At 63.8% G+C, this 21,200-nt stretch carries 15 protein-coding genes; 4 read left to right on the top strand and 11 right to left on the bottom strand.

From position 1 onward, the window contains the following. Positions 1–13: 13 nt before the first annotated feature. On the top strand, positions 14–3,037 hold the full coding sequence (locus QKE30_RS08250) for an excinuclease ABC subunit UvrA (RefSeq protein WP_347934566.1): 3,024 nt from the start codon (positions 14–16) through the stop codon (positions 3,035–3,037). On the opposite strand, the gene QKE30_RS08245 is transcribed toward QKE30_RS08250, so the two are convergent. Next, positions 3,038–4,627: a DoxX family protein gene (locus QKE30_RS08245; RefSeq protein ID WP_239202650.1), complete on the bottom strand. Its 1,590-nt coding sequence runs from the start codon at positions 4,625–4,627 to the stop codon at positions 3,038–3,040. Positions 4,628–4,677: 50 nt separating this feature from the next. Between QKE30_RS08245 and QKE30_RS08240 the strand changes: the two genes are divergently transcribed. Continuing rightward, entirely contained in the window at positions 4,678–4,845 is a 168-nt protein-coding gene (locus QKE30_RS08240; RefSeq protein ID WP_239202645.1) for a hypothetical protein, read from the top strand. Here the strand turns inward: QKE30_RS08240 and gatB are convergent. From gatB to gatC, 7 genes are all read right to left on the bottom strand, one after another. Then, positions 4,842–6,359: an Asp-tRNA(Asn)/Glu-tRNA(Gln) amidotransferase subunit GatB gene (gatB, locus tag QKE30_RS08235; RefSeq protein WP_239202643.1), complete on the bottom strand. Its 1,518-nt coding sequence runs from the start codon at positions 6,357–6,359 to the stop codon at positions 4,842–4,844. The two genes, QKE30_RS08240 and gatB, sit on opposite strands and share 4 nt — an antisense overlap. A 256-nt stretch (positions 6,360–6,615) precedes the next feature. After that, entirely contained in the window at positions 6,616–7,905 is a 1,290-nt protein-coding gene (locus tag QKE30_RS08230; RefSeq protein WP_347934559.1) for an HNH endonuclease signature motif containing protein, read from the bottom strand. Between the two features lie 423 nt (positions 7,906–8,328). Further along, positions 8,329–9,357 (bottom strand): ATP-dependent 6-phosphofructokinase, encoded by a 1,029-nt coding sequence (locus QKE30_RS08225; RefSeq protein WP_297666962.1) that lies wholly within the window; start codon positions 9,355–9,357, stop codon positions 8,329–8,331. 139 nt (positions 9,358–9,496) lie between these two features. Then, positions 9,497–10,885: an MFS transporter gene (locus tag QKE30_RS08220; RefSeq protein ID WP_347934558.1), complete on the bottom strand. Its 1,389-nt coding sequence runs from the start codon at positions 10,883–10,885 to the stop codon at positions 9,497–9,499. Continuing rightward, complete coding sequence (locus QKE30_RS08215; RefSeq protein WP_347934557.1) at positions 10,886–11,569, bottom strand: NUDIX hydrolase; 684 nt, start codon at positions 11,567–11,569, stop codon at positions 10,886–10,888. A 191-nt stretch (positions 11,570–11,760) separates the two neighbouring features. Next, on the bottom strand, positions 11,761–13,263 hold the full coding sequence (gene gatA, locus QKE30_RS08210; RefSeq protein WP_347934556.1) for an Asp-tRNA(Asn)/Glu-tRNA(Gln) amidotransferase subunit GatA: 1,503 nt from the start codon (positions 13,261–13,263) through the stop codon (positions 11,761–11,763). 139 nt (positions 13,264–13,402) lie between these two features. Next, on the bottom strand, positions 13,403–13,708 hold the full coding sequence (gatC, locus tag QKE30_RS08205) for an Asp-tRNA(Asn)/Glu-tRNA(Gln) amidotransferase subunit GatC (protein WP_034985553.1): 306 nt from the start codon (positions 13,706–13,708) through the stop codon (positions 13,403–13,405). A gap of 63 nt (positions 13,709–13,771) precedes the next feature. Here gatC and QKE30_RS08200 point away from each other — a divergent pair, with 63 nt between their 5' ends. Beyond that, positions 13,772–14,443, top strand: coding sequence for an amino acid-binding ACT domain protein (locus QKE30_RS08200; protein ID WP_347934555.1), 672 nt, complete (start codon positions 13,772–13,774; stop codon positions 14,441–14,443). 35 nt (positions 14,444–14,478) lie between these two features. Here the strand turns inward: QKE30_RS08200 and ilvA are convergent, their stop codons facing one another. The 3 genes from ilvA to QKE30_RS08185 form a co-directional block, all read right to left on the bottom strand. Further along, on the bottom strand, positions 14,479–16,023 hold the full coding sequence (gene ilvA, locus QKE30_RS08195; protein WP_347934565.1) for a threonine ammonia-lyase, biosynthetic: 1,545 nt from the start codon (positions 16,021–16,023) through the stop codon (positions 14,479–14,481). 376 nt (positions 16,024–16,399) lie between these two features. Continuing rightward, entirely contained in the window at positions 16,400–17,947 is a 1,548-nt protein-coding gene (locus QKE30_RS08190; protein ID WP_297668249.1) for a cation:dicarboxylase symporter family transporter, read from the bottom strand. 286 nt (positions 17,948–18,233) lie between these two features. Next, on the bottom strand, positions 18,234–18,908 hold the full coding sequence (locus tag QKE30_RS08185; RefSeq protein WP_239202631.1) for a 3'-5' exonuclease: 675 nt from the start codon (positions 18,906–18,908) through the stop codon (positions 18,234–18,236). A gap of 213 nt (positions 18,909–19,121) precedes the next feature. Between QKE30_RS08185 and QKE30_RS08180 the strand changes: the two genes are divergently transcribed. Further along, positions 19,122–21,095, top strand: coding sequence for a VWA domain-containing protein (locus QKE30_RS08180; protein ID WP_297668252.1), 1,974 nt, complete (start codon positions 19,122–19,124; stop codon positions 21,093–21,095). Positions 21,096–21,200: the final 105 nt, after the last annotated feature.

Raw genomic sequence — 21,200 nt, 5'->3', positions numbered from 1 at the left:
CGGCGACGACGGGATGATCCACGTCCGAGACGCACACTTGCGCAACCTCAAACACCAAGACGTCTCGCTGCCGCGCAACGCCCTGGTGGCGGTGACGGGCGTATCCGGGTCGGGGAAATCTTCACTGGCGTTTGGCACGCTGCACGGGGAGGCTCAGCGGCGGTATCTGGAATCGGTCGCACCGTTTGCGCGCCGACTGATCGGCGGAGCGGTAGACCCGCGTGTGGGGTCCGTGGAGGGGCTGCCGCCGACTGTCGCGCTGCAGCAGGGGGCGCAGGCGGGCGGAGCGCGCTCGACGGTGGGAACGGTTTCAAACCTGTCGAACACGATCCGCCTGCTGTATTCCCGCTGCGGTGAGTACCCGGCGGAAGTGCGCGAACGCCACGGCGGGCGTCTGGATTCGGATAGCTTCTCCCCTAATACGACGGCGGGAATGTGCCCGGAGTGTCAGGGCACGGGAGTCGTGCATGAGCCGACGGAGGAGTCCATGGTTCCGGACCCGTCGCTTTCCATCGACGAGGGCGCTATTGCCGCTTGGCCCGGCGCGTGGTTGGGGAAGAATTTCCGCGATATCGTCGCGGAGCTCGGTTTCCCTATGGACATTCCGTGGCGGGAGATCCCAAAGGCCGACCGAGATTGGATCCTTTACACCGATGAGCGGCCGGTGGTGACGATCCACCCTCACCGGGGTGCGGATCAGATTCAGCGGACGTATGAGGGCACTTGGCGTTCGGTGGCTTCCTATTTGCGGAAGACGTTGGCGGAGACGGGTTCCGATTCCACGCGACGCCGCGTCCTGTCATTTATGAAATCTTCCCGCTGTGGAGTGTGCGATGGTCGTCGACTTATTGTCGACGCCCTTTCCGTGGAATACCTCGGCCTTCCCATCGATCGCCTTGGGGCGCTTCCTTTGGAGGAGGTTCTCTCTCGCTTCGCTGAGCGCCGCGCAGTCGTGTCCCCCGGCGGAAACTCTAGCGCAGCGGTGACCACGAGGCGAGAGGCAACCGAAACTTCAGTAACTTCAGACACTGAAGCCACAGAGGATGCTGCGGAATCCCCCGCCGGCGGGGGTTCCAGCGCAGCCGCGTCCCCCGGTGGAGGTTCCGCCAGCGCAGCCGCGTCCCCCGGTGGAGGTTCCGCCAGCGCAGCCGCACCCGCCGGCGGAGATTCCGCCGGCGCGGAGGCGGAGCGGATTCTGCTGGAACAGGCGATCCCTACGCTGGAGTCTGTGGTAGATCTCGGCTTGGGACATCTGAGCCTGGATCGTGCCACTTCCACCCTGTCGGCGGGTGAGCTGCAGCGGCTGCGGTTGGCGTCCCAGCTGCGGTCGGGACTTTTCGGAGTGGCATACGTTTTGGACGAGCCGTCCGCGGGGCTGCACCCCGAGGAGCGCCGCGCAGTGATGCGGCTGATCCGAGGATTCCTCGACGCAGGCAACAGTGTCCTACTGGTCGAACACGACATGCACCTGGTTGCGGAGGCCGACTGGATCGTCGACGTCGGCCCCGGCGCAGGCGAACTCGGCGGGGAGATCCTCTACTCCGGCCCGGCTAAGTCCCAGAACCCGACCAAACTCCGGGACCCGAACGCCTCCCAGGCTGAGAGTTGCTGCCCGGCCCCATCCCAAACACCGGAAGCAAACGCCACCCCAGTCGCAACTTCAGCCGCGACCACTTCTGCCCTGAAAGCAAACCAACATCCAGTTGTACCTCAGAGCCGAGTGACAGCCCGGTACCAGGCAGCAGACGACAGCCCGGCAGGAGACGCAGCCCCAGCCAGGGGTTCCAGCCCGGCCGGCGCTGGTGACACGGACACTGCTGACCGCGCGGATGTTGGCCGTGCTGAATACTGCCTTTGCTCTGACACTTGCGACGCCGGCGGTCCGGACGTCGCTGGCGGCGCGGGCCTGGCGGAGTTGGACTGCCCCACCGGGCGGGCCCTCGCCGCCGGGCCGCTGAAACTGACCACCGACGCCGAAGCGCGCACCCCCTCCGGCACACTCAGCCTCACGGACATCAACGAGCGCACCCTGAACGGCCTCAACGTGGAATTCGGCCTCGGCACGTTCACTGCGATTACGGGAGTCTCGGGCTCCGGCAAGTCCACGCTTCTGCACACACTGGCCAACTCACTGCGCGAACGGGTGAAGACGACGGTCGACGACGGAGACGTGGCGTCCAAAAAAGGCCCCGCAGAAGAAACAGGCTCCGCAAGGGCAACAACGGCCGAACTCAGCGCAGACCTCAACTCAGACATTGCCATCAACCGGTTGGTGCAAATCTCACAGAAGCCCATCGGCCGAACCCCCAGATCCTGCCTCGCAACGTACACCGGACTATTCGACCGCGTGCGGAAACTCTTCGCGCAGACCGACGAAGCGAAACGGCGTGGCTGGACCGTCTCCCGGTTCTCGTACAACGTCACCCAAGGACGCTGCCCCACCTGCAGCGGAGAAGGGCAAATTGAAGTCGAGCTAGTGTTCCTGCCCGGCAGCTACACTCCCTGTCCCGACTGTCACGGCGCGCGCTACAACTCTGAAACGCTGGAAGTCACCTGGAACGGGCGGACAATCGCGGACGTGCTGGAATTGACCGTCGCTGAGGCGCGGGAGGTCTTCGCCGATGAAGATGCAATCGCCCGGGCGCTGCGGGCTCTATCGGCTGTCGGGTTGGATTACCTCCGGCTCGGACAGCCGGCCACGGAGCTGTCCGGCGGCGAGGCACAACGAATCAAGTTGGCCACGGAACTGCAGCGGGCTCAGCGGGGACACACTGTGTACCTCATGGATGAGCCGACCACCGGCCTACACCCTGCGGACGTGGATCTGCTTGTGACGGAGCTCCAGCGGTTGGTCGACAAGGGGAACTCCGTGGTGGTTGTGGAGCATGACATGCAAGTTGTTGCGCAGGCGGACCGGGTGCTCGAAATGGGGCCGGGGGCTGGCGCGCGGGGCGGCCGGGTTGTCGCAGACGGAAGCCCCGCCGCAGTGGCTCAGACGGACACCGCGACGGGGCGTGTACTAGCGGAAAGGAGCTAGTTAGTTGAACGGGTTGCCTCCGCCGACGCCGAGCCACAGCCCGGCGGTGGCCGCCGCTGCGACTACGAAGAAAATCCATGCAGACGCCAACGGTCGGGTTGCCCATCCTCTGCTGCGGTCAAGGCTGATCCGGCCGGGGCCGAGGAAGATGAGGCTTATTGACGCCACCGTCAGCGCCGCCCACAGTTGGACGTGAGGGTTCAGGCCGTATGGCCATAGGGTTCCCTGGAAGCTGTCAAGGTTGTGGAACGCCATAAATCCGCCGACGATAGTGGCGAGTGCCGCACCGAATGGTGTGACGAGGCCGAGGAGCAGTAGCCCGCCGGCGACAACCTCCGCGACGGGGATGCCGACGGCAAGGATGTCGGTGAAGTTGTAGTTCTCCAGCTGGCTCTGGAATACGTCGACGCCCGGGTCTCCGCCGAAGGCGAACAGCGTTTGCAGGCCGCGTACCAAGAGGTACGCGCCCAGCACCGCGCGCAAAATGAACAGTCCGAAGCTGGTGGTACCGCGCTTAACTTCTGCGCCAGCGCCCGCGCCCGCCGCGTCGCGGTCTGCGCCCGCCGCGTCGCGATCTCCCCCAGTCACACCAGCATCAACAGCCGTGTCAGCCCCAGCGGCCGTGTCAGCGCTGCCAGCCACGCCCGCGCCAACCACTCCAGCACCTGCAGCCCCAGCTGCCGTTTCAGGGGCGGTAACCGCGCCAGTAGCCGATCCCGGCGTGTCGGCGCCGCCAATCTCAGAACCATCAGACGCGCCGGCAACACCCGCGCCCGCCGTGCTGCGGTCAGTGTCCGCGCCAGCAGCCGCTCCGGCGCCGGCGGCCGAGCCCACACCCGTCGCGCCACGGTCAGCGCCAGTCACGCCAGCATCAGCAGCCCCAGCAGCCGCGCCGGTCACACCAGCGCTCGCGGCAGGGGCCGCGCCGCTCTTCGCCTGTCGGCTGAAGGCCTGATCGTTGGTCGAAGCGGTGGGCTGCTCCGCCGGATTGGCGTCATCAACCTTGCCCCAACGGTCGGACGCGCCGCTGGCCGCGCCCACATCAGCACCAGCGCCGGCAGCGGGCTGGGAGGAGTCCAGCTTCGACAGATCCACTTCCGGCTCCGACGGGCGGCTTTCAATACGCTGCGGACGCGCCCGGCCAAGCACCGCATAAATATCCCGCTTGGCGGGCTTCTCCTCTACAGGAGTTTTAGCCGAAGCGTCGGCCGACGTGTCAGTCGACGCACGCTCCGAACCAGTGTCCGTGTTCGGAGCGCCCTCAGCCGCCATGGCGACCGCAGCGCCCGACTCGGCCGGCTCTGACGTTTTCGCCGACTTCGCCTCTCCCCCGGAAGCCTTCCCCCTCTCTGGGGCTTCGGGCTTGGCATCCCCTGCTGCTGACGCTTCCGCAGTCTCTTCGCCGGCAGCTTCCTCGCCGGGCTTGTCGATTTTGGTCGCCTTGGCGGGAGGTGTGGCGTCCGCGGGCTTCTGCGCGTCCCGACGGTAGACGGGCACGTCGATGTCGTTGTTCAGGTCATCCGCCAGATCATCCGCGGAGTTGCCGAACAAAGCGTCGTCTGGACTGTTGGGCTTCGCGTTGTTATTCACGCACCCCAGACTATTCTGACCAGCGCGATTTGCGCGGGAGGTCACTCGGCATGTCTTCGATGGCATACTCCATCGGCTGTGTGCCTGCCGAGTTTCCGCGCACCTTTCGACTCCGACGGTCCGGCATTTCCGGCGAGTCCGGCGGGCCCGACATTTCCAGCGTCCCCGGCTACGGCAGCGCTTCGCCTCTGCAGCCCATTGGGCTCGGGCGCCGCTAGCTGAGCTTCTTAGCGATCAGTTGGTTAACCTGCGCTGGGTCTGCCTTGCCCTTGGTGGCCTTCATGACGGCACCGACAATCGCGCCGGTGACCTTCTTGTTGCCCGCGCGGTACTTTTCGACGATGTCCGGATTTGCGGCCAGGGCTTCGTCGACTGCCGCTTCGATGGCGCCGTCATCGCGCACGACTTCCAGGCCGCGCGCTGCGACGACCTCGTCGACGTCGCCTTCGCCTGCCAGTACTCCGTCGACTGCTTGCCGTGCAAGCTTGGTGGTGAGCTTGCCTTCGTTTACTAGTGACGCCACCCGCGCCACCTGAGGCGGCGTGATGTCGAGACCGGAAAGTTCCACGCCTTGTTCGTTTGCCTTGCCTGCGAGGTAGGAGACCCACCAGGAGCGAGCTTCGTCGGGCTTGGCGCCTGCTTCGACGGTGTCGACCACTAGATCCAGGGCGCCGGCGTTGACGAGATCGCGCATTTCCTCGTCCTTCAGACCCCACTCCTCCTGGATGCGGGCGCGGCGGATCCACGGCATTTCCGGCAGGGTGGCGCGGATTTCTTCGACCCACTCGGCGGGGGCGAGTACGGGCGGCAGGTCCGGGTCGTTGAAGTAGCGGTAGTCCGCCATGGTTTCCTTCGGGCGCCCCTTGGAGGTGGTGCCGTCAGTTTCCTGGTAGTGGCGGGTTTCCTGAACGATTTCCACATCGTTGACGAGGCAGGCTGCCTGGCGCTGCATTTCAAAGCGTACGGCCTGCTCGACGGACTTCAGTGAGTTGATGTTCTTCGTTTCGGTGCGCGTGCCGTATTCGGTGGTGCCGACGGGGCGCAGGGACAGGTTGGAGTCCACGCGCATGGAGCCTTGGTCCATGCGCGCGTCGGATACGCCAAGTGCCTTGACGAGGTCGCGGAGTGCGGAGACGTATGCCTTCGCAACTTCTGGTGCGCGTTCGCCGGCGCCTTCGATCGGCTTGGTCACAATTTCAATCAGTGGCACGCCTGCGCGGTTGCAGTCCACGAGGGAGGCGGTAGCGCCGTGGATGCGGCCGTCTGCGCCGCCGAGGTGGGTCAGCTTGCCGGTGTCTTCTTCCATGTGGGCGCGTTCAATCTCCACGCGCCATTCGGTGCCATCTTCCAGTACGACATCGAGGTATCCGTCGTAGGCGATGGGCTCGTCGTACTGGGAGATCTGGTAGTTCTTCGGCTGGTCTGGGTAGAAGTAGTTCTTGCGTGCGAAGCGGGACTTCGGAGCAATCTCGCAGTTCAGCGCCAGGCCGATCTTGATGGCCCACTCCACGCCCAGCTTGTTTACGACGGGCAGCGCGCCCGGCAGGCCGAGGCTGCATGGGTCGACGTTGCTGTTTGGTGCGTCGCCGAATTCCGCGGAGGACGTGGAGAACATTTTCGTCTTCGTGGCGAGTTCGACGTGAACTTCCATGCCCATTACCGGGTCGAAGCGCTCCAGCACTTCGTCGAAGTCCATCACATCATCGGAGTAATCGTAGACAGGCGCAGTCATGCCAGCCATCTTAATACGTCTGCGCAACTGTGTGGCGTTAGGGTCGCTGGGCGCTGCCCCGGCGGGCGCCAAAGGCTGTCCCGGCTCCGGATACCCCTGGCGGCCCAACGCGCCCGCACTGCATGCCGCACTGTATGCCGCACCGCGCCGGCCCAGCCTTCGAGGACCTCGACATCTTCGCGACGTGTACGCGTCAGCACCGCCGCCGCGTCAACGCAGCCGCGCCTCCGCGCACCTCTCACGCATTTCAGCGTCCCTAGTCCTTCCATCCACGATGTCCGCCTGGTCCGCGCTCCCCGCGTCCCGGCGGGCTCGCCGGTTCCCCGCGTCCCGGCGGGGTCGGCGGTTCCGGCGGTTCCCCGCGTCCCGGCGATCCTGGCGGCAGCCAGGTGACGCGCCCGTGCTCGCGCATCATCCGCCCGCGGCCGCGTTGCCCGTTCACGCCGTTATGGTACGGGCACAGGAGTGTCATATTTTCAGGGTTCGTTTCTCCGCCTTTCGCAAATTCCTGCAGGTGGTGAACTTGGCATTCACTCGCCGGACGCCCACATCCCGGCCAGGCGCACCGTGTCGTTTCGGCTTCCAGCATTCGGCGCTGTTTTGATGACGCCAACCGCTTCACCCTGTACAAATTCACCGGCCCTTGCTCCGGGGCTATCAGGGTGATGCAATCTCCATCCTTCAACATCACGCCTGCCGTCTTCGCCTCGCCCGCAACACCTGCCACACCGGCTGAACTCGCCGTAAGCGCCGTCTCCGCCGGGCCCGCCGAGGTGCTGCCCGCCACCCCGGCCGGGCCCGCCGAGGTGCTGTCTGCCACGGCCGCGTCGGCGACTGAGGCGTCGGCAATTGGCGTGGATAGCTGGCGGGGAGACACAGCGTCTTCTAAACGACGGGCGACGTATTCCGCCCCGGTGAGGACGGCCCCGTTGGTGGCACGCAACTCGATCTCATCCCCTTGTCCGCTGAGTACCTGAATGTAGTCATCCAGACTGACCACAACGTTGGTGGTCAGCGTGCTGCGTTGAATGGTGCGATTCTCCGTGAGCCATGCCAGTGGGTCCAGACGTGCAGACTCCCAGATCTCCGACATGCGGTGCGACGGCCCCGTGAACTGGATAGTGGTCTTCGTGCCATGCATGATGCGGCGTCCTCCGTCGTCGGGCACCCGCGTCCCTTGCATTTCGCGCCGCAGTTGCGTCGCCCGGCGCGAAATCGCTGCATAGTCTCCGGCAGTGTTGCATAGCGCTTCCGTAAACACGTAACGCTGTTTGATCCCCAGCGCCCGAGCCCGTTCGGCGATCAGTATCAGCACATCCAGACCGTGTCCGTTGCGCTGGGCGGCTTCCAGCGCCCGCTTTTTATAACGCGAGTACGCCGCCCCGGAGAAGTGTTCCGCTGCCCGCGCCACGCTCCGCGCATACTCGCGTTCCAGTGGGAGCTGCTCGGCGGGCGTGCCAATGGCTTCTGTCAGCAGCTCCACGCCGTGGCGCTGCGCGTCCGCCACTTGACGCTTGAGCTCTGCGAGCTGCTGCAACTTTTCCATGCCCCGAACGCTAAACCATGCGCAAAATTTCTGCCCCGCCCCGCGCGACCGCTTGTGGATAACTTGCCCTCTTTGCCAGCGTTTTCCACAGGCTTTTCAATTCCCCCTTGACAATTCTCCGCCAGGCGTGCTGTACGAAGCACGCATCCCCAGCATGCGACGCTTGCCACTAAACGCACGATTGCCCGGCCCTGCCCGGCGCTGGCTTAACGTCGGCCACACAGCGCGCCCTTCCCGTCGCGCCTGGCTCTGTCGCCATTGCGCCGTGCCAGGCCACACAGCGCGCCCTGCCTGTGGCGCCTGGCTCTGCCGCCATTGCACCGCGCTAGGCTGCTCGCGCGCCTGCGCCGCCCTGCGCCTTGCTGCACCGCCGCCCTGCGCCCCCTTCAGCGTCCGGGGCGTCTGTGATGTCCGCGGCGTCCGCTAGCCGAACAGCGAGCGCGCCGTTTCGTAGCGCCTCTCGGGAACTTCCTTCAGCGTGCCGACGGCTTCTTCAAAGTCGATCAGCTCGATGCTGCCACCCTTGAGCGCAACGACCTTGCCGAAATCCCCCCGGATCGCGGCCTTGGTGGCATTCACGGCAAAGCGCGTTGCCAGAACGCGGTCAAACGCGGTGGGAGTTCCGCCGCGCTGAATGTGCCCTAGCACGGTGGAACGCACGTCGGTGTCCAGGCGGTTTTCGATCTCCTTGGCGATCAGCGCAGACATGTCTTGGAACTTCTCATGTCCAAACTGGTCCACTTCGCGTTCGGCGACGTCCAGGGTGCCTTCCTTCGGCAGTGCGCCTTCGGCGACGACGATGATGCCGTACTTCTCCCCCAGCTGGAATCGGCGAGCCATCCGGCGGCAGACGTCGTCGATGTCGAACGGGAACTCCGGGATCAGGATTTCGTGGGCGCCGCCGGCCATGCCCGCGTGTAGTGCGATCCAGCCGACGTGGCGGCCCATGACTTCCACAATCATCACGCGGTCGTGTGATTCGGCGGTGGTGTGCAGGCGGTCAATGGCGTCGGTGGCGACGGCGACGGCGGTGTCAAAGCCGAAGGTGTAGTCGGTTCCATTGACGTCATTGTCGATGGTCTTCGGCACGCCGATGACTGGCACGCCGTTGTCGTGCAGGAAGCGCGCGCCTTTAAGGGTGCCTTCGCCGCCGATGGGGATCAGTGCGTCGATGCCTGCATCCGCGAGGTTGGCTTTGACGCGGTCGATGCCGGCCATGAAGTCGTCGGGGTGCAGGCGTCCGGTGCCGAGGATGGTGCCTCCGCGGCGCAGGATCCGGTCGATGAAGTCGTCGTCGTACAGTTGCACGCGGCGGTCTTCCAGCAGCCCCTGCCAGCCGTCTTCGAATCCGACGACGGTATGGCCTTCCCCGGCCGCTGTCCGCACGATGCCTCGGATGACGGCGTTCAATCCTGGGCAGTCTCCACCACTGGTCAAGGTCGCAATACGCATGTTTTAAAGTTTAGCGATACCCCGCGGGATCTGCCGGGCGGGATGTTTTGTTGCATTTCCCGGGGCTTCGCTCCCACGGCTCTTTCTATTTGGGTCTCTGCTGGTCGTTGCTGGTCTCTTTTGTTGAATTTATTGACGCCTACTCGTCTCCGTTGCTGACCTCTGGCCTAGCCATGGCGGAGGCCACTGCGCCGAGGATCAGCATGATCACCGCGGGCAGCAGGGAGTCGCCGAAGGCTTGGGGGCCGACGGCGCTGACGCGCGCTTGCACGACGGCGGCGATAACGGCGGCTCCTGTGACGGCGCCGAGCTGGCGGGTGGCGTTGTACATTCCAGAGCCGGCGCCGGCGAACTGGGGCGGCAGGTCGCGCAGGGTGGTGGTGGAGTTCGGAGCCCAGACGAAGGAGTTTCCGAATCCGAGGATCACGAACGCCCCGATCATCATCCATAGGGGCCGTTCTGGCCGCATGGAGAACACCAGCGCGGCCACGCCGGTGGCCATCAGGCAGAACCCGAGGACGGCGAAGCGCCTGGGTTCGTAGCGGTCGACCAGCCGGCCGACGAACGGAGCCATAATTCCAGCGATGATGGCCATGGGCGTCACCACAAAGGAGGCTTTCATCGGGCTGAAGAGGTGGACTTCCTGCAGGTACATCATCACTGGCACCATCATGCCGGCGACGGTGAAGCCCATGGTGAAGATGGATGCGTTGCCGAATGCGAAGTGGCGGCGTGCGAACAGGGAAATCGGAACCAGTGCGCTGCCTGCGGGCAGGCGGGATTGCAGCCAGACGAAGGCCACCAGCAGCGCCACGCCTCCGAGCAGCAGTCCCCAGATCCACGGCGCCCACCCGGCGGGGTCGCCTTCTTGGATGCCGTAGATCACCATCGTCATCGCCACCATGGAAAGCAGGATCGACGGCACGTTGATGCGTTCCTCGGTCGGCTGGAACCGCGGTACCCAGCGGGCGACCATCACCACGGACAGCACACCGATTGGCACATTGATGAAGAACACCCACTGCCAGGTTGCGTATTGGGTGATGAATCCTCCGAGCAGTGGCCCGGCGAGAGTGGAGATTCCCGCCGTGGCACCCCAGATGCCCAGTGCGGCCCCGCGCTTGTCGCGCGGGAAGATGCGGTTGATCACGCTCATGGTCTGGGGCGTCAATAAAGATCCGCCAATACCTTGCACGGCGCGGGCGGCGATCAGCGTTTCGATGCTGCCGGCCAGTCCGCAGGCAAGCGACGAGAGCGTGAAGATCGTCATGCCCGCGATGTAGAGATTCTTCGGGCCGAAGCGGTCGCCGAGCCGGCCGGTGACCATCAGAGGCACCGCGAACGCCAGCAGGTAAGCACTGGTGACCCACAGCACTTGGCCGTAGTCGGCGTGCAGGTCAGCTTGGAATGCTGGCGTGGCGACTGCGACGATCGTTTGATCCAGCAGGATCATGAAGAAGCCGATGCACAGCGCCACGAGGGCGCGCCAGGCCTGCGGAAGTGGGAGCGGCAGCGCGGGATATTTCACTTAAAGGGAGTCTACTGCTGCCCGGATGGCGGGCAAACTGGCCTTAAACTCCGGCATCAGCGGCAGTTCTTCCAGCTGGTCGATGGGCTGCCACAGTAGCTCCAGTGATTCGGCTGTCGGGTGCAATTCCAGGTGTTCGGAGCAGGTGGCCAGGACGGTGGTGTACGTCCACTCGTTGATTTCTGGGTTCTCGTATTGCCACCAGAATGTGCCGCCGAGTCCGAAGATTCCGTGGGCGTTCAGCGAGGCGTCGAGGCTGGGGTGTCGGACTGGGAAATCCTGCAGAGCCTTGCGGGGGTCTCCGTTGCGTTCGATGATTTTCTCGATGTCGGCGAAGAGGTGCCACTCGTCGTCGCGGACGGGCAGGCGGCAGTACGCAACCTTGACGGGCACGGTGGAGGTGACGATTTCTCGGTGTACTTTTACCGAAGACGCCCCCACGCCTGTCTCTTCCCACGTTTCGCGGAGGGCGCCGTCGGTGGGTGATTCGCCAACGTCGATCGCCCCGCCGGGCAGAGCCCAAGTACCGCCGCGGTTGGTCCACTTGGCGCGGTGCTGCATCAGCACGTGGCGGTCGTCGGTGACAAGGAACAATCCCGCCGCGCCGAGGACTCCCCAGCGCCGGGATCCGTCGGGATCCTCGACCAAGCCATCGCCTGTGTAAAATTCGGGAATTTTACCCATGTCCCCCACCATACGCGGATCCCCAAGTCAAAAGCCTCTGGCAAATGAGTCTGACTCTTCTCAGCGCCGCGGCCCCGGCAGAACTACGCGGCTGAACAGGTACGGCCAGACCGGCCACCCCGCCCCGGCTACCCGAGGGCAGCCGGCCAGCTGGCTCGGCAGGCCAGGCGCTACCGGCTGAGCAGGGCCAGTTAGGCGCGGCCGGCCTCGAAGGCGGCGCCAACGCGGTACAGGCGGTCGTCGCCGTGCGCCGGGCCCATGATCTGCAGGCCGGTCGGCAGGCCGGAGTCGCTGGCGAAGCCACCGGGCACGGACATGCCGCACACACCCGCCAGGTTCAGCGGCAGGGTGAACAGGTCGAACATGTACATCGCCAACGGGTCATCGACCTTCTCGCCGAGCTTGAAGGCGGTGGACGGCGTCACGGGCGCGACGATCGCGTCGACCTGCTTGTAGGCCTTAGCAAAGTCCTGGGAGATCAGGTTGCGTACGCGCTGAGCCTGGAGGTAGTAGGCGTCGTAGTAGCCGACGGACAGGGCGTAGGTGCCCAGCATGATGCGGCGCTTGACCTCCGGGCCGAAGCCTTCGGCGCGGGTCAGGCTCATCACCTGGTCGGCGGAACGGGAGCCGTCGTCTCCGCGGCGCTGGCCGTAGCGCATGCCGTCAAAGCGGGCCAGGTTGGAGCTGACCTCACACGGCAGGATCAGGTAGTAGGCATTCAGCGCGTGGTCGAAGTTCGGGCAGTCGACCTCCACCAGCTCAGCTCCCTGGGACTTCAGCTGCTCCAGGTTGGCGTGGTAGGTGTCCAGCACGCCCGGCTGGAAGGCTTCGGCCTTCTCAAACTGCTTCACCACACCCAGCTTCACGCCGCTCAAGTCTCCGGAGGCGCCCTGCTTCGCGGCCTCGACAACCGGCGCGACGGCGTGGGAGGAGGAGGTCGAGTCGTTGGCGTCATGCCCCGCAATAACCTCGTGCAGCAGCGCGGTATCCAGAACCGTGCGCGCCGTCGGGCCACCCTGGTCAAGCGAGGAGGCGCAGGCCACCAGGCCGTAACGGGAAACAGTGCCGTAGGTCGGCTTCACGCCGACGGTGTTGGTCAGCGCGGCGGGCTGGCGGATGGAGCCACCCGTGTCCGTGCCGATGGCCAGCGGAGCCATGCCCGCGGCCAGCGCCGCCGACGAGCCACCGCCGGAACCACCCGGCGTGCGCTCCAGGTCGTAGGGGTTCTTCGTCGGGCCGTAGGCGGAGTTCTCCGTAGAGGAGCCCATGGCGAACTCGTCCATGTTCGTCTTACCCAGGATCGGGATGCCGGCGGCGCGCAGGCGCATGGTGACGGTCGCGTCGTAGGGGCTCATGTAGCCTTCCAGCATCTTGGAGGCACACGTGGTCGGCGCGTCGGTGGTGGTGAACACGTCCTTCAACGCCAGCGGCACGCCGGCCAGCTTGCTGGTCGGCTGGTCGCCGGCGGCCAGTGCGTCGTCAACGTTGGAGGCCGCCGCCAGCGCCTCATCGGCGCCGACGTGGAGGAATGCGTGGATGTCGCCGTCGATCTCACCGATGCGGTCCAGGTGGGCCTGCGTAACTTCCTGGGAGCTGATCTCGCGCGCGTGGATCTTCTCCGCCAGTTCCGCGGCGGTCCAGGTGGTGAAGTCCGAGTCGTCCCGGGAACCGACGATGTACTTGTTCTCAGCCATGAGTGTTCCTACAGTTCCTTTGGTTCTTTCAGTTTTTAGTTCTAAACGTTCGTTGCTCTAGCGGTCTTTTAGCTTTTTGACGCCACCCGCCGCAACTGTGCCGCAGCCCCAGTGACGCTAGCGTTCCTCAGAGGCTGTCCTAGTCCGCGAGGATCTGCGGCACCTCAAAGCGCTGCTCGCTCTGCTTCGGCGCCTGATCAAGGGCCTGCTCTGCGGTGAGGCTCGGAACGACCACATCTTCACGCATGACGGCGACATCGCCGTCAACGTTCTGAGTGGGGTGGCTCAGTGGCTCAACGCCTTCGGTGTCTACCTTCCCGATCGCGGCCACGTGATCGACGATCCCGTCGATCTGAGCTGCGTATTCATCCAATTCCTGCTCCCCCAGGTCCAGGCGAGCCAGGCGGGCCAGGTGGGCAACATCTTCGCGCGAAATCTCAGACATGGGTTCTACTCTAGCCAAGGCAAGTAGCCCCCGTGGACTTCAGGTGTCGCTAGTATCGGTGCCATGTCTTTCCTTATGCGTGTGCGTATGCCCGATACCCCCGGCTCCCTTGGTCTGCTGGCCATGGCGCTGGGGACTGTCGGCGGTGACATTCGCGGTGTGGATATTGTCGGACGCCCAGAACAGGATGAGCCCGACTTCGTTATGGACGACATTGTCGTCTCCCTGCCGTCTGGGCATCTGCCCGACAGCCTGATCACGGCCACACAGGAACTCGACGGTTTCTACGTCGACTCGATTCGCCCCTTTACAGGTTCTATCGACCGACGTGGCCAGATTCAGATGCTGTCCGGGGTGGCGGAGAAGCGGCGTCACAAAGAAAAGGCGCTAGAGATCATGATGCAGGACCTGCCGCGCTCCATGACGGCAGGCTGGGCGGTCGTGCTGGATACGTTGCCGCGGACTCACCGGGTGGCGTCTTCCCCTGCCGCGCCGGAGGACAACGGCAAGGAGCTGGATCATCCGCCATTGAACGAGGCGCGCGTGCTGAACCCAGAGCGCGAGGATTGGATTCCCGAGAACTGGGCGGTCATGGATTCCGCGCTGGCGGGCACGCCGATCGAGGGCACGAGCCTGCTGCTGATCATCGGGCGCCCGGGTGGGCCGGACTTCCTGCTCAGCGAGGTTGAGCATTTGCGCCAGCTCGGCTCGATTTTCGGCGCGTTCTTCAGCTAACGCTGCGCACTTAGGCGTACCACCCGCGTGCCGCGCTATTCGGCGCTGATGAAGAAGTCGTAGGCCGGGCTGTCCGTCACGTCCGTGGCGTGATAGCCGAGCTGCTGCAGGTGCTCCTGGAATTCCGCGTCGCCGGAGACGTCCTCGAAAGCCGCCAGCACGCGACCGTGGTCCATGCCGAAACTGCGGTAGTGGAAGCCCGTGATGTTCCAGCGGGTTCCCAGGACTTCCAAGAAGTGCAGCAGGGCTCCCGGGTTTTCGGGGAACTCGAAGCTGTAGGCGGTTTCGTCGACGTGCTGGCCGGGGGTGCCGCCGATCATGTAGCGGACGTGTTCCTTGGCTACGTCGTCGTCGGACAGGTCGACCACGCCGTAGCCTGCCTCGCGGAGGTCTTCGGCGATGGCCTTGCGCTCATCCTCACCGTTTTTGAGTTTGACGCCCACGAAGATTCGGGCGGGCTTTTCCCCGTCGCGCTGACCGACTCGGTAGCTGAATTCTGTGACGGCGCGATGGCCGAGGATCTTGCAGAACTCGAGGAAAGCTCCCTCGCGCTCGGGGATGCTCACGCCGAAGATACCCTCGCCGCCCTCGCCGATCTCCGCGCGTTCGGAGACGTAGCGCAGGGAGTGGAAGTTCACGTTCGCGCCGGACAGGACGTGTGCCAGGGTCTCCCCTTCGACTTGGTGGTCGGCGGCGTAGCGCTTCAGGCCTGCCAGTGCGACGGCGCCGGCTGGCTCAGCGATGGCGCGAGTGTCGTCGAAGATGTCCTTGATGGCGGCACTGATCTCGTCGGAGCTGACGGTGATGACGTCGTCGAGGTATTCGCGGCAGACTCGGAAGGTTTCGCTGCCGATCTGCTTAACGGCCACGCCTTCGGCGAAGAGGCTGACGTGGTCGAGAGCCACGGGGTGTCCGGCGGCTAGCGCATGAGTGAGGCAGGCGGATTCTTCGGGCTCCACGCCGATGACCTGGATGTTGGGGTCTAGTTCTTTGAGAAGCACGGAGATTCCGGCGGCCAGTCCGCCGCCGCCGACCTGCACGAAGACGCGGTCTACGTCGGGGCGGGATTGGAAGATCTCCAGCCCGGTGGTGCCTTGGCCGGCGATGACGGCTTCGTCGTCGAAGGGGGCGACCCACACCATGCCCTCAACCTCGGAGAGTTCCATGGCCTTGGCTTTGGCTTCGTCGAAGTTCGCGCCGTGCAGCAGCACTTCCCCGCCGAAACTGCGGACTGCGTCGATTTTGATGCTGGGTGTAACTTCCGGCATGACGATGACGGTGCGGATGCCGAGTTCCGTACCGGAGAGCGCTACGCCCTGGGCGTGGTTTCCAGCGGAGGCGGCGACGACGCCGCGGGCGCGTTCTTCGTCCGTGAGCTGGGACATGCGGTTGAACGCGCCGCGGATCTTGAAGCTGTGCACAGGCTGAAGGTCTTCGCGCTTGACCAACACTTCGTTGCCGATGCGCTTGGACAGCGTTGCCATGTTTTCGAGTGGCGTGTTCGTGGCCACGCGGTAGACGGGGGCGGAGACGATCTTCTTCAGATATTCCGCGCCGGAAATGGCCTCCTTGCCGGACATCGACTCCGTGCCTGCGGTGGAATCAGTACCGGCGGTGGTTCCAGCTGCGTCGGCCTCCGCGCCGGCGCTTTCTTCCGTGTTTGGGACTTGCCCTGCCGGGGCGTTTCCCTCGCTTACGGGACGTGAAGCTTCATGTGACATGCGCTTCAGTATAGTCCTGCCGGTGATCCCCCTTACGCGGCAGTCCCCCACTGCCGCGCCGGGCTCGACGCGCACTCGCCCGTCCGCGTCCGCCAGGCTGCCACCGCGTACCCACACGGGCTGCGGTCTCCGCCGCCGCGCCCGCAGGCGGGCGATTGCCGTAGCTGGCCGTTCACGTCCAGCCTCGCCGTGCACCTACCCGGGCTGCAATCTCCGCAAACCGCCACCTGCCAGGCTATTGCTGGCGGTAGTCGTCCAGGTTCACCTGCGGGGTCGGCTGCAGGTGTGCCGTGGCGGGGTTCTTCACCGACGGATACTTCAGGTTGACGTTGTGGTCGTCCGCGGCCTCCACGTACGGGTCCTCGCCGTTCAGCACCCGCTTGACCTGCTCCTTGTCGACAGTGTGCGTCCACTTGCCGACCAGCAGGGTGGCCACCGCGTTGCCGGAGAAGTTGGTCAGCGCGCGAGCCTCGGACATGAAGCGGTCGATGCCGACGATGATGTCCACGCCACCCAGCAGCTCCGGTCGGTGGGACTGCAGGCCGGCCGCCAGCGTGGCGATGCCAGCGCCGGACACGCCCGCCGCTCCCTTGGAGGCGATGATCATGAACACCAGCAGGCTGATCTGGTCTCCGAGTCCCATGTGGACGTTCATGGCGTCCGAGATGAAGATGGCGGCCATAGTCAGGTAGATGGCAGTACCGTCCAGGTTGAAGGAGTAGCCCGTCGGCACGACGATGCCGACCGTGGACTTGTCCACACCAATGTGCTCCATCTTGCGCATCAGGTTCGGCAATGCAGACTCCGAGGAGCTGGTGGCGAAGATCAGCAGGTACTCGCGACCCAGGTACTTCACCAGCTTGAAGATGTTGAATCCCGTGAATACCCGCAGGATCAGACCCAGGATGCCGAACACAAAGATCACACAGGTGATGTAGAAGCCGAGGATCAGCACGCCCAGCTGCAGAACGGCCTTGATGCCCGTGCCGCCGACTACACCTGCCATGGCGCCGAAGGCGCCGATCGGTGCGAGCCACAGGATCCAGGACAGGATCTTGAATACCAGCTTCTGCAGCGTGGCTACGAAGCTGAGGATCGGCTCGCCGGCCTTACCCATCGATTGCGTGGCGAAGCCCACCAGTAGGGCAATGAAAAGCACCTGCAGAATCTGACCACTGGTAAAAGCGCTGAAGAAAGTGTCCGGGACGATCCCCTGGACAAAGCCCACCAGGCCTTCAGCTTTCTGCTCTTCGCCGTTTCCGAAGGTGTTGCTTCCGCCGGTGCTCAGGTTCAGGCCATCGCCCGGCTGCAGGATGTTGCCGACCACCAGACCCACTGCGAGGGCAAAGGTGGACATCGTAACGAAGTATGTCAGTGCGAGGCCGCCTGCTTTACCTACTGACGCCGCAGACCTCACCGAGCCAATTCCCAGCACGATCGTGCAGAAAATCACCGGTGCGATGATCATCTTGATCAGGCTGACGTAGGTGGTGCCCAGCTCTTTGAATCCCTTGGCAGTATCGGGCGCCACGAGGCCGAAGATGATACCGGCGATCACGGCGATGATCACGCCGATGTATAGCCAGTGGGTGTTGTCTTTCTTCTCCCTCTTAGACTCCGCGATCTTCGGAGTGGAAGCGACGGCGTAACCAGGAGCGGCCTGCTTCTCCCGCTTCTCCTGTGAGATTTGTCCGGCTGAACTCTGGTCGGCTGGACTCGGTCCTGATGAGTGCCGTTCAGCGCCGTTGCGCTCTTCGCCCTGGGGATTGCTTTTATCGTCCATGATCCCTAGTGCCCCATTTCGGTGTATTCAGATGTTTTCTGTATTCAGCTGTCTTCTTCAGGCGTCTGCCTTCTTCAGGCGTCGGCCTTGTTGAAGCATCTACTTTCTGGAAGCGTTGGCTCCCATCCCCTGCTGCGCCAGTGAATTCCCTTAGAGACCGGCTGGAGCCCCAGTGGGCGTCAATAGAAACGTCAGTGAGAAGCAGAGGGGAAGAACCACAACACCTTTATTGTGCCCCTAGGGGAAGATAAGAAACAAATGGGCGCTGCGATAGGGTTTCGTCAGGCTACTCGGCAAGCGGCCAGGCGGTGTTGACCTGCACGTCTTTGCCCTTCTTCTGAAACCACTCTTGCAGCCCCTTCTGAGACTCGTAGAACCACGTGGCCTGCGAAAACATCAGTTCATCTGCTGACATCTGTGTCACCTCGGGATACTTGCGCGCCAGCATCCACGCCACACGGGCGGCAGCCACTGCATCCGCCGTCGCCTCGTGGGCGTTGTCCAAATTCACGCCGTAGTGCTGGCACACACTTTCCAGGGTGCGCTTGCCCTTACGGTACTGATCCTTTGCCCTATCAACCACATAGGGATCGAATACCGGCCCGTCGATGGTGAAACTGGGCTCCAGAGCGCGCAGAACGCTGAGGTCATAGGCGGCGTTGTAGACGATCAGCGTGGCGCCGGAGCGCCATGCCTCCCGGATGCCCTCGATGGTTTTGGCCAGCACTTCTCCATGATCCTGGCCGTGCTCGCGGGCGTACTCGGTAGTGATGCCGTGGACGTCGGAGGCCTGCTGAGGAATCTCCACGCCGGGATCGGCGAGCATCTCGATGTCGTTTCGCTCGCGCCCTTTGATGGTCACAAGTGCGCTGGTGACGATGCGGGCGGTCTTCGGGTCTACTCCAGTGGTTTCCAGGTCGAAGCTCAGCATGTGTGCCGGGTCAAAATGCGGTGCAGTCATGCTGACCACTTTATAGGTGCCCCCGGACACCCCTCGTTACCGTTCAAATCAGAACGCTTTTCATGCGGGTCAGAGCTTTATTTCCTATTATTTTCTTCACCACAATTTTTCTCAGCGCGGAACTTTTTCCGGGCTGGGAACATTATGCGGCCGCGTTGCGTCCCACCCTTGTAAAACAAAACCTCGCAGTACTTAGAAAGGCGCTGATCCCCTTTGCACCCAGCTAGCCCCACCCCCCAAACCTCAGCAAAACACCCCACACCCTGGCGCCTCACCCTCGCACTACTCGCCTTCCTCACCATCATCACCCTCCTCCCCATCCTCGCCGTCAACGCCAACGCCGAAGACAACAACGGGAACGGACAAGACAGCGGAAACACCGACGACAGCAAAGTCGCCGTCGTCCTCGACGCCTCAGACTCCATGGCCGAAAAAGACACCGGCGACGGCGGTACTCGCATGGACGCCGCCAAAAAAGCAGCCAACGACACCATCGACACCCTCGCCGATTCAGCCCAAACCGCAGTCATCGCCTACGGCTCCGAAGAATCCAACGCCCCGGACAACCGCGACAAAGGCTGCCAAGACATCACCACCCTCGCTTCCCTCGGCAACAACAAGCCCGAAGACCTCGAGGACAAGATCAACGGGCTAGAGCCCAAGGGCTACACCCCCATCGGCAATGCCATCAAGAAGGCCGCCGAGGAACTCGGTAGTTCCGGCAAGCGCAACATCATCCTCGTCTCCGACGGCATCGACACCTGCGCCCCACCACCAGTCTGCGACGTCGCCGAAGACATCGCCGGCGACGGCATCGATCTAGCCATCCACACCGTAGGGTTCAAAGTGGATGACAAGGCCCAAAAGGAACTCGAATGCATCTCCGAAGTCTCCGGCGGCACCTACACCTCCGCAGACGACACCGAAGCCCTCACCGAAGCACTCACCGACGCCGCCCAACGCGTCGCCGGCAACTACGAATCCGCCGGCACCCCAGTCCAACTAGCAGACAACGCCACCGACGGGTTCTACCTCGGCGAAGGCCTCTACCAAAGCACCCTGCCTTCCCCTAAGGGATCCAACAAGGACGGCGACGAAAAGTGGTTCAGCATCAGCGTCCCCGAAGGCAAGAAGGCGCAGGTAACTGCAAACCTGGTTCCCGTTGGCTTCGAGGGCGGTGACCACATCTACTACAACGTCGACGTCGAATATAAGAACGACAGCTGCAGCGACAAGGGCTCCGGCCACTACAACGGCTCCAATTGGCCCGGCCCGCCAGAAGCGGAGACCGTCACCATCGAACCGGATGAGGACTGCGACCCGACGAAGTACCGCGTGAAGCTGAACCATACCGGTACCGAAATTGACCACGACCTGCCGGTCGAGATCATGATCGGCTTTGCGCCCGAAGTTGACGGCGCCGATGCCGGCCCGGAAAACGATCGTGAAGTCCCGGAGGGTGAAGACAAGGATAAGGTCAAGGTGCCTAGCACCACTCCGAAGCCGACCCCCGGTGGCAATTCCTACAACAACGCAACCGAGATCTCCCCGGGCACTGTGTCCGACACCCTGGTTCCCGGCGAGACGAAGTTCTACCGCATGAATGTCGACTGGGGCCAGCGCCCCATCGCAGAGGTTGAATTCGATAGGAAGAACACGGACGATTCCCGTAACGGCGACATTTACGTGGCGTCGCCGCGCCGCGAAGTCACGTCAGAGCAGACAATTCGGACCCTCGACAAGGATGTCCCCACCACCGCACGTGCTGTGGGTACGCCGTACGTTTTCTACCGCAACCGTGAAGGAAACGTTGGGGATTCGCAAGCTTCGGATGCCGGTCAGTGGTATGTCATGGTCACCCTCGAGGGCTACGACGATAACGGAAAGCAAGCAAAGGACATCGAGTTCCGCCTGTCCACCGCAGTGGAAGGCAATAAGGTCGATGGACCGGAGTGGCGTCAAACCCTAGAGCCCGGGCCGGAGCCCTCCCCCGAACCGCCAGGAACCAGTGACGACGGCAACGGCGACGCGAAGGGCAGCAACTCCAGCGACGACTCCAACGCCCAAGCCAAGGACATCGACAATGCCTCCCAGAGCAACACGATCCTGTACATCGGCCTGGGGATCCTGGCCCTCATTCTGATCGCAGCAGTGGCGGTTTACTTCACCGCCGTCCGCCGCAAGTAGTACCTGCTGTTACGGCTGCGGCTGCGGCTGCAGCGACAGCAGCCACAGCGGCAGTCTCCAACGGTACAAAGTGCAAAGCCTCGCCGAAATCTGAACTGCTCCCCA

This window comes from Corynebacterium sp. c24Ua_83 (assembly GCF_039907245.1).
Classification (GTDB): domain Bacteria; phylum Actinomycetota; class Actinomycetes; order Mycobacteriales; family Mycobacteriaceae; genus Corynebacterium.
This window is presented reverse-complemented; position numbering and strand designations above follow the sequence as displayed.